The following is an 8,583-nucleotide window of genomic DNA, read 5'->3' on the forward strand; positions in this document are numbered from 1 at the left end:
CAAAAGAAAAAATCCTTGAAACTGCCCTAACGCTATTTGCCAAAAACGGATACGATGGCACCAGCGTGGAACAAATCGCCCAGGATGTTGGCATCAAGGCGCCGTCGCTTTACAAGCATTTCAAAGGCAAAGAGGATATTTTGAATTCGTTGATTGATATCGCAGAAGCTCGTTACGAAGAATCGTTCGGTTCCGCGAAAAAAATTGGCACAATCCCCGAAAACATTGACGGATTCATCCATGAGACTATGAAACTTGTCCGCTTTACGATGACCGACCCGATTATCAAGAAGATGCGTGTTTTCTTGGTGCAGGAGCAGTTTCGCAGCGAGCGCCTCGCCGAAATCACGACAAGGCATCAGGTGGACGGACTTTTGCAAATGTACAAGAAAATTCTCGAGACCTTGATGGCCGCAGGAATAATCGTCAAGGACGACCCGGAAATGCTAGCGACAGAGATTACGGCCCCCGTCGCACTTTGGATTTCTAAAGTTGACCGCCAGCCGAAATGCGAAAAAGAAGCACTCAAATTTATCGAGAAGCACTTACAGCATTTTTTCAAAACCTATAAGAAATGAATCGACCAATCACCACATTGTTCATGCTGATGTCCGTTGACGGAAAATTAAGGCAAAAAAATGGCAAAAGAAATCGATCCGAAAAGCACCACTAGAGCAATGGCGTTCAAGCTATGGATGCAAGCACCAAATCCGATGGTGACATTTTTCAAATCTTTGAATGTCACAAGGCTCGTGAAGGTGAGCAAGAAGCGCGGCTTGAAATTCAACATGCTTTTGGATTACTGCATCGGTAAGGCCGCTACAAACATCAAGGAATTTTACATGCTCCCGGTAAATGGGAAACTTATGCAATACGATTCAATTGCGGTCAATACAATCGTGAAAAACGACGAAGGCGAAATCAACTCTTGCGACATTCCGTTTTCCGAAGACTTGGCGACATTCAATCGCGACTATCTCAAATACACAAAAATCGTGGCAGAAAGTTGTGGGGATTGGGACTTGTCCGAGAACAGCATGGTCATCGGCACGTCGGCGATTATCGACACGGAAATTGACGGCGCTGTCGGCATGAATTCCGGCATTTTCAACAACCCGTTTATGATTTGGGGGCGGTTTAGGCGAAAGTTTTTCCGCTATGAATTGCCGGTTTCGTTCCAGTTTCACCACACGCAAATGGACGGCGCTCACGCCGGGAAGTTCCTCGCGAACTTGCAAAACGCCATTGATGAACTACGATAAAAATGATGAAAAGATTACGATTCGGAGCAGCGCTCCACTTCCTTATAGCTATTGGTCATGTATGCTGCCTGTTCGCTTTAGACGAGGCATTCGAAGCCTATGGAATTAAAGACTTCATGCATCAGATGGTATCAGGCCACATTTGGATGTTGTATGCCCTGACCATCGGTCTTGCCTTTGCATTCTGCGTGGCTGGACTTTACGCACTCTCGGCTACCGGCGACATCCGGCGCTTGCCCTTGATACGTATGGCAGTCATCACCATTGTTGTGCTCTACAGCCTTCGCGCTCTGGTTGGTGGTTTTAGCTGTATCAATGATTTTACTTGGTTGCGATGTGTCTCGTCCCTCATTCCCGCTGTTATTGCATGGTGCTACTGGCCTGGAGTTAATTTGGGGAGGCGAACGTCCTAAATCTTTTGTATTTAGTATAGTCAACGACGAAAGTAAAACTCTAACAAACGATTGAATTTATGGTAATAAAGAAATTGGATCACAAACTAACAGTCTGTAAAGTAGCGGACGTTAGTGATTTTGATACGGGTAAGGATTTCTATTTTATTGGCAAGACCGACGAAGAAATATCCCTCGTATGCAAAACAGATGATGTTCCCCAAAATACTATTGAACGAGATGATGGATGGCGAGGATTCCGTATTCAGGGTGTACTTGATTTTTCTCTTATAGGTATTCTTTCGAAACTCTCGGCTATTCTTGCAGAAAATGGCGTTGGAATTTTTGCGATATCCACTTTCAATACGGATTATATCCTTGTGAAAGCCGAAAATTTCGAGAAAGCGCTGAAAGTCTTGTCTGATGCGGGATATGGCGTGGTGTGATAAAGCCTCAAAGAAAGGATTATAATCGGATGAACTCTATTATCATTTACGGGAGCCGTTATGGCTCGACAAAACGCTACGCCGAACGCCTCTCCGAAATCACAGGGCTCAAGGCTGTTTTTTTCAAAGACGTGAAAAGCGTTGCCGGCTATGACCGCATCGTCTATCTGGGCGCCCTCTGCGCCGGCGGTGTCATGGGCCTTAAGAAAACGGTTTGCGGCCTCTCTGCAAGTCAGGAACTGTTTGTCGCGACCGTCGGTCTCGCCGACCCGACCGATGCCGAAAACGTCAACCACATCAGGGGCTGCCTAAAGAAGCAGGTTCCCGCATCGCATTACGACGAAAGCAAAATCTTCCACCTTCGCGGCGCCATCGATTACACCAAACTCAGCTTGAAACACAGAATCATGATGAAGCTTTTGTATTCGAAGGTCACGAAAATCCCCGAAGCGGAGCGCAACGCCGAAGTCCGCGCCCTCATCGCCACCTACGGCAAGCAAGTGGACTTCGTGAATTTCGATACCCTGGAACCGATTGCTCAAATTTTGAAATAATTTGAATAAGTTCCTTGACAAGAATTTTAAAATAGTGTACATTTGTGTATGTGTTACAAGGAGGTTTTACAATGAAATTAGAAGGCTTTGGAATTTTTGTCGATGACATGGCGACGATGGTCCGCTTTTATAGAGATGTCTTGGACTTTGAAATCAAGGAAGACGAAAATACGACCAACGTTTTTCTAGAAAAGGACGGCACTTTGTTCTTGCTGTTCCGAAAATCCGATTTTGAAAAAATGACGAGTCAGAAGTTCGCTTACTGCAAAGGCGTCAACGGACATTTCGAAATAGCATTGGGTGTCGCTAACTACGCTGAAGTAGACAAGGCGTATGCCAAAGTCACTGCGGCAGGAGCGAAAAGCGTCATGTCGCCGACTACGGAACCGTGGGGGCAGCGTACTTGCTACATCGCCGACCCCGAAGGCAATTTGGTAGAAATCGGGTCTTTCGTCAAGGAGTAAGCATGCCGTTTGACTTCAAGAAAGAATACAAAGAATTCTATATGCCCAAGGGCAAGCCTGAAATTGTCACCGTCCCGAAGATGAACTACATCGCGGTGCGTGGCAGGGGCAACCCGAATGAAGAAGATGGTGAATACAAAAAGTCTATCGAACTTTTGTACGGAATCGCATACACGATTAAGATGAGTAAAAAGGGTGACCACAAAATCGAGGGTTACTTTGATTACGTGGTGCCACCGCTTGAAGGATTCTGGTGGCAAGAAAATCTTGACGGAATTGATTACGGCCACAAGGAAAATTTCCAGTGGATTTCCGTCATCAGGCTCCCAGATTTTGTAACCAAGGCTGATTTCGAATGGGCAATTGAAGAAGCAACCCGCAAAAAGAAAATGGACTTTTCGAAAGTCGAATTTCTAGAAATCGAAGAAGGGCTTTGCGTACAATGCATGCATTCCGGCTCATACGATAACGAGCCTGCAGCTGTCGCGGCAATGGACAAGTTCATCGCCGACAACGGTTATGAAAACGATATTTCGGATACGAGACGCCACCACGAGATTTACCTTTCCGATGCGCGTAAAGTTGCTCCGGACAAGTTAAAGACTGTTATCCGCCACCCGATTAAAAAAATCTAGTACAGGAGAAAAATCATGGAAATGAAGTTTTGTCAGAGCTGCGGAATGCCGCTCACGCCGGAAATCCTCGGCACTAACGCCGACGGCAGCAAGAACGAAGAATACTGCATCTACTGCTACAAAGACGGTGCATTCACCGGCGACTTCAACATGGAACAGATGGTCGAATTCTGCTCGCAGTTCGTCGATGAATTCAACAAGAATACAGGCAAGAGCCTTACCCGCGAAGAGTACAAGGTAGAACTCCGCAAGTACTTCCCGACGCTCAAGCGCTGGCGCCTCCCCGCGGACCAACTTCCGCACGCCACCTCGCCCATAAAGCAGAAGTTCATTGAAGAAGTCAACGCGCTGGGCATCAAGGACATGCCGACTATCGACAACCTCTTTGTGCTGCAGGGCTCGTTCATCAATCAGGAATACAAGATCAACGGCAACAGCGTCAAGCTTTTAGACGATAACGCAAGCTACTGGGGAAACCAGGTCAAAAAGATTGGTGACGAAGGCCGCTGCTTTGGAATCGCCTGCGACGAACACTACATTCTCGTGAGCGAATATGGCAAGAACGGCGCCGATGCAGAAATCGTCGTATTCAAGAAACGATAAAGAATGAATTTGTATTAAGCTTCTTTCCCGAGTACCGCGCGAGCGAGCTGATCGGCACACGATGTCGGCTTCCCGTTGCAGGTGTTGCCCAGGAGCTTTGCCGCGATATCTTCGGCGCTCATGCCTTCGCAGAGCTTCGCGATTGCCTTCAAGTTTCCGTTGCATCCGCCCGTAAAGCGGATGTTCCTGATTTTGTCTCCGTCGCGCGTGAACTGGATGGTCGTCGCGCAAACGCCTCTGGTCTTGAAAGTCTCTTCCATACGTGTCTCGGGGTTGAATGCTTGCCTTAAATATACAATGATTCCTGAAAAAACACGTTTCTGCATAAAATTTTAGAAAAAACATGCAGATTGTAGTGCTTTTCTGCATAAAAAGAATTATATTATATGCAGAAAAGAGTCTGTTTATGCATAAGTTTGACTATTCCTTCTTGAAAAATGGGGTCTTGCCTGCAAATTTGGTCAATACGACATCCTCTATTGCGTCGTTAAAGACGATGGCTTCATTCCGCAAGGAATCCCATCAAGAGATTTTTACGGAACTTGAATCCATTGCCAAGGTGCAGTCCGTCAAAAGTTCAAATGCTATTGAGGGTATCATAACTAGCGATGATCGAATTGCGCAAATCGTGAACCAGAATAGCGCACCGCTCAATCACGACGAAGCGGAAATTGCGGGTTATCGTGACGCCCTTTCGCTTATCCATACCGGCTATAGCGATATTCCGTTTTCGGTACAGAGCATGCTTTCTCTGCATCGGACGCTTCTTGCACAAGTCGCCCAAAGTCGCGGAGGCGCGTTCAAGAACGAAGACAACGTGATTCTGGAAATCGACAAGTCGGGAATGCGCAAGATTCGCTTTGCGCCTGTGCGTGCTGCCGAAACGCAAAAGGCGATGGAACAACTTGAACTCGCTTATATGGATGCTGCGGCTGATGACTCGATAAGCAAACTGTTGCTGATTCCATGCGTGATGCTTGACTTTCTGTGCATCCACCCGTTCAGGGACGGAAACGGCAGAATGTCGCGATTGCTCTCGCTGCTTCTTTTGTACAAGAATGGCTACGATGTCGGCAAGTACATTTCTTACGAAGAGCAAATCAACAAGAACAAGTCGTGGTATTACGAATCGTTGCGGGAATCTTCCGTGAATTGGCATGAGAGTCACAATGACTACTTCCCGTTCGTTCAGCACTTTTTAAGTATGCTTTACCAGTGCTATCAGGAATTGGATAAACGCTTTGCGACTGTAAATTCAAACAAGATAACAAAGTCATCCCGCATCGAGGCGACTGTCTTGAATAGCCTTCTCCCGATATCGAAATCCGAGATTTGCAAGATTCTCCCTGATGTCAGCCCGACTACCGTCGAATATGTTTTGGGAAAGATGCTGAAAAGCGGAGTCGTCACGACTGTTGGCGCCGGGCGTGGCACGAAGTATCTGAAGAGGTAACAGCGTCTCGTGATTTTCATATACTTTCTAGAGCATTTCGTCGAAGGATAATTGTGTCTTATCGTTTAACTTAGCGGGCTTTTGCAAAATTTAGATGTTTCATTTATATATTATTACTGATATGTTGGGTAAAGAATGATGCGAAATTTCAAGATATTGCTAATTTTGTGTGTAGTCGTGTTGTTTTGGGGTTGTGGTAGTGGCTGCGACAATCCTTTGAACCATTGTTATGAAAGTGATGTTTCTCGAGATATGATAGAGATAAATCAATTTTCTATGGTTGCATTAGATTCTATAATTGCATTGAATGATTCGGCTAAAGATGATTATACGGTAAGTGTTAAATCTCATTACTATGTTAGATATGATCATTATACAGACACTTATCATTCTGAAGAATATATTCCTTTTACAATAGAAACACCCTATTCGCTAACTATATTCATGGATGTTTACGGATGTGATAATCCGAAATGTTCAAATGCGAAAAGAATTGTTTTTCATGATGAAGGTTATAATTATGTAGAAGCTTTGGATGAAACGTCTTTTTCGATTTCAAAGAACACTTCAGACTATTATTACGAAAAATTCGGTGAAAATTGTGAATTGGAAGTGGCTTTGTTTTTTAGATTGAGAATAAATACATCTCGTATAAAAATAGATCTGAATGTTCAGGATGCCTCTGAAACTTGTGAAGTTGTTGATGAGGATTGGTGATGCTAAAGTTTTGTTTCGTTATTTTCTTGACCTTGCTATGCTCTTGTTCGAATATTGATGATATTGATGTTGTTCAGGCGCCAAGGTATCACGTTCCAGAATATTCCTTGCAAAATCGAAATCCGTATGGGTTTATTTGTGTGCCGAAATGGAAGGATTTTTATTTTGTTCATGATTCGGTGTTTCTTGTTCAGCTGGATGAATATTTAAACGAAAAAAATGTTTTTATTGGCGAATTTTCTAACGAACATAATTGGTATGGGTGTGATCAAAGCACGGAATTTAATTTTCATGATGTAAATTTAAATGGCCCCTATGTACGTTTTGATGTAAAGGGATATTTCATAAATCATGATTCTGTCAAAGTTGAAGCCGCACTTAGCTATTTTGCTGATATGTGGTATGAAGATCATGTTTATATAAGTCTTAGTTCTACTGTACAAAGAAAACGTGTGGAAAATCTTGCCCAAAACGAAGCGTATCCATTACAAGTTGCAAAAATTGTGGCAGACAAGGAGTATTCAGAAGATGGAAGGCCTTTTTCAAAAACGGATGAGGAAATGTGGATGGCCTATGTGAACTTGAATTTTTTTGTTGAACATTTGTTTTTCCAGGCCGATGATTTGGCAGAAAATGGTAAGTTTGATGATGACGAAAAAGTCCCAACTTTAATTGTTGATTCGGTTTTAGCAAAGGCCAAATCCATTTCTGACGATTATGCAAAGTCATACAAATTGCCAGTTTGCAATGGGGATTCTTTAGAGTCTATTGTTCGAAATAAGGAAAGTCTTTTTAATGGGAAAAAAATGGTCTGTTCATTTTCTTTTTGGCGTTTAGAAAAACCAATGGAGGATTCTTTGGGCGCTTGCACAAGTTATAATTATGGAGATTTGATTGATAAAGGCGGTAGGTTGGTTTATATCTGTGATAGTATAGATCGTGGATGGCGAATGGCTGCATATGATGAGATACTTGATTTTCGATATCGCAACTGTTCTGTTGATAATGTTGGAGATACCTTGATTATGAATGATAGTGTGGTCTACATTTGTAATGAAAAAACGAATAAGTGGCAACTTGCCAGTTTTGATGAGTTGATGGATCTTCGGTTGGGTGAATGTGGTAAGGAATTGCGACGCTATGAAAAGTATCGTGACAATCTTTATTATTGTGCTAAAAATGGTTTGTGGGAAAAGATTTCCCAGAAAGAATTCGATGTAGGTAAATGCTATGATGATGTTGCTGTAGGAACGCTAAAAAAATACGAAAAAACGGTGATACTTTGTTCGTTTAATAAGGGCTCGCCTGATTGGGTGCTTGCGCCGGACTCGCTCATGATGCCGTTTCTGAATTCTTTAGGTGATTCAATTGCTAAGCAAACCGAAGCGTCGGGACGAGATAGCGTCGAATTCTTTTGTGTGGGTAGAACGGGGTGTGTATATGCGGATGTCGATTCCATATATGACAAAAAATCTGGGTTAGGATATAGTACTATTTCCTATGGAGGAATGCTGTGGATGAAAGGACAGCCGCAAAACGCCTTCGTTGATTCAACCGGATCGTTTGATTTTTTCAAGAAATATTTAAAAGATGATGTTATTACGCTGAATGTTGTTGAAAGTGAGTACTATTACACATTTGAAGTTGCACAAGAACAATGTCCTATCGGATTTCATATTCCTGATACAACGGAATGGAGACGTTTTATGATGGGGGTTGACGAGGGGACCATTCAGGATAAAAAATATACTCATATTTATTTTGTTTTAACTCCTGATAAAATTGAAAATTTGTATACCCAAACAATTTCGACTTCTTGGACGAGTACAAGGGAAAATGATAAAAACGTTTATTGCCTTGTGAATTCTTCTTTTGTGGAATGCCCTATAAATGCCTACCCGATTGGTACCTCATGCATGAAAAACGTTGTTGATTAGAATCGAAAAAAAGTTCGTGTGTGTTTTTTTCTACATTATCCCCCGTACAAGTATAAGGACTCGCTTATGAATATTCTCGTCGTTGGTAGCGGTGGTCGCGAACATGCCATCGCTCTTGCA

Annotated in this window: 12 protein-coding genes; 11 read left to right on the forward strand and 1 reads right to left on the reverse strand. The window is 43.2% G+C overall.

All coding sequences use genetic code 11. The features are described 5' to 3' along the window. The 8 genes from Q0W37_RS14610 to Q0W37_RS14645 form a co-directional block, all read left to right on the forward strand. Window positions 1-578, forward strand: a 578-nt coding sequence (locus tag Q0W37_RS14610; RefSeq protein ID WP_297702280.1) for a TetR/AcrR family transcriptional regulator, incomplete at its 5' end; no start/stop codon positions are given. 60 nt (window positions 579-638) lie between these two features. Continuing rightward, a complete protein-coding gene (locus Q0W37_RS14615; RefSeq protein ID WP_297702281.1) occupies window positions 639-1,262 on the forward strand; it encodes a CatA-like O-acetyltransferase, family 2 in 624 nt (207 codons plus the stop codon). 2 nt (window positions 1,263-1,264) lie between these two features. Then, window positions 1,265-1,675 (forward strand): hypothetical protein, encoded by a 411-nt coding sequence (locus tag Q0W37_RS14620; protein ID WP_297702282.1) that lies wholly within the window; start codon window positions 1,265-1,267, stop codon window positions 1,673-1,675. A 59-nt stretch (window positions 1,676-1,734) separates the two neighbouring features. Then, window positions 1,735-2,100, forward strand: a complete 366-nt coding sequence (locus Q0W37_RS14625) for an ACT domain-containing protein (RefSeq protein WP_297702283.1) — start codon at window positions 1,735-1,737, stop codon at window positions 2,098-2,100. A 29-nt stretch (window positions 2,101-2,129) separates the two neighbouring features. Continuing rightward, window positions 2,130-2,654, forward strand: coding sequence for a flavodoxin domain-containing protein (locus tag Q0W37_RS14630; RefSeq protein ID WP_297702284.1), 525 nt, complete (start codon window positions 2,130-2,132; stop codon window positions 2,652-2,654). 71 nt (window positions 2,655-2,725) lie between these two features. Then, window positions 2,726-3,118, forward strand: a complete 393-nt coding sequence (locus tag Q0W37_RS14635; protein WP_297702285.1) for a VOC family protein — start codon at window positions 2,726-2,728, stop codon at window positions 3,116-3,118. 2 nt (window positions 3,119-3,120) lie between these two features. Next, window positions 3,121-3,753, forward strand: a complete 633-nt coding sequence (locus Q0W37_RS14640; RefSeq protein WP_297702286.1) for a GyrI-like domain-containing protein — start codon at window positions 3,121-3,123, stop codon at window positions 3,751-3,753. Window positions 3,754-3,768: 15 nt separating this feature from the next. Continuing rightward, window positions 3,769-4,356, forward strand: coding sequence for a zinc ribbon domain-containing protein (locus tag Q0W37_RS14645; protein ID WP_297702287.1), 588 nt, complete (start codon window positions 3,769-3,771; stop codon window positions 4,354-4,356). 14 nt (window positions 4,357-4,370) lie between these two features. Here the strand turns inward: Q0W37_RS14645 and Q0W37_RS14650 are convergent, their stop codons facing one another. Then, on the reverse strand, window positions 4,371-4,616 hold the full coding sequence (locus tag Q0W37_RS14650) for a TIGR03905 family TSCPD domain-containing protein (RefSeq protein WP_297702288.1): 246 nt from the start codon (window positions 4,614-4,616) through the stop codon (window positions 4,371-4,373). 146 nt (window positions 4,617-4,762) lie between these two features. Between Q0W37_RS14650 and Q0W37_RS14655 the strand changes: the two genes are divergently transcribed. The 3 genes from Q0W37_RS14655 (at window position 4,763) to Q0W37_RS14665 (ending at window position 8,463) form a co-directional block, all read left to right on the forward strand. Then, entirely contained in the window at window positions 4,763-5,809 is a 1,047-nt protein-coding gene (locus Q0W37_RS14655) for a Fic family protein (RefSeq protein WP_297702289.1), read from the forward strand. Between the two features lie 135 nt (window positions 5,810-5,944). Beyond that, the gene (locus Q0W37_RS14660) at window positions 5,945-6,526 is read left to right on the forward strand and encodes a hypothetical protein (RefSeq protein WP_297702290.1); all 582 of its coding nucleotides are present in this window, start codon (window positions 5,945-5,947) and stop codon (window positions 6,524-6,526) included. Beyond that, on the forward strand, window positions 6,526-8,463 hold the full coding sequence (locus Q0W37_RS14665; RefSeq protein ID WP_297702291.1) for a hypothetical protein: 1,938 nt from the start codon (window positions 6,526-6,528) through the stop codon (window positions 8,461-8,463). The genes Q0W37_RS14660 and Q0W37_RS14665 overlap by 1 nt, the downstream gene beginning before the upstream one ends. Window positions 8,464-8,583: the final 120 nt, after the last annotated feature.

Source organism: uncultured Fibrobacter sp. (assembly GCF_947166265.1).
Lineage (GTDB): Bacteria > Fibrobacterota > Fibrobacteria > Fibrobacterales > Fibrobacteraceae > Fibrobacter.

Bases quoted from the DNA above. Each gene is read 5' to 3' on its own strand.
- Q0W37_RS14645 (WP_297702287.1), top strand. From the start codon at position 3,769: ATGGAAATGAAGTTTTGTCAGAGCTGCGGAATGCCGCTCACGCCGGAA.
- Q0W37_RS14640 (WP_297702286.1), top strand. From the start codon at position 3,121: ATGCCGTTTGACTTCAAGAAAGAATACAAAGAATTCTATATGCCCAAG.
- Q0W37_RS14655 (WP_297702289.1), top strand. From the start codon at position 4,763: ATGCATAAGTTTGACTATTCCTTCTTGAAAAATGGGGTCTTGCCTGCA.
- Q0W37_RS14660 (WP_297702290.1), top strand. From the start codon at position 5,945: ATGATGCGAAATTTCAAGATATTGCTAATTTTGTGTGTAGTCGTGTTG.
- Q0W37_RS14650 (WP_297702288.1), bottom strand. From the start codon at position 4,616: ATGGAAGAGACTTTCAAGACCAGAGGCGTTTGCGCGACGACCATCCAG.
- Q0W37_RS14625 (WP_297702283.1), top strand. From the start codon at position 1,735: ATGGTAATAAAGAAATTGGATCACAAACTAACAGTCTGTAAAGTAGCG.
- Q0W37_RS14630 (WP_297702284.1), top strand. From the start codon at position 2,130: ATGAACTCTATTATCATTTACGGGAGCCGTTATGGCTCGACAAAACGC.
- Q0W37_RS14635 (WP_297702285.1), top strand. From the start codon at position 2,726: ATGAAATTAGAAGGCTTTGGAATTTTTGTCGATGACATGGCGACGATG.
- Q0W37_RS14620 (WP_297702282.1), top strand. From the start codon at position 1,265: ATGATGAAAAGATTACGATTCGGAGCAGCGCTCCACTTCCTTATAGCT.
- Q0W37_RS14615 (WP_297702281.1), top strand. From the start codon at position 639: ATGGCAAAAGAAATCGATCCGAAAAGCACCACTAGAGCAATGGCGTTC.
- Q0W37_RS14665 (WP_297702291.1), top strand. From the start codon at position 6,526: ATGCTAAAGTTTTGTTTCGTTATTTTCTTGACCTTGCTATGCTCTTGT.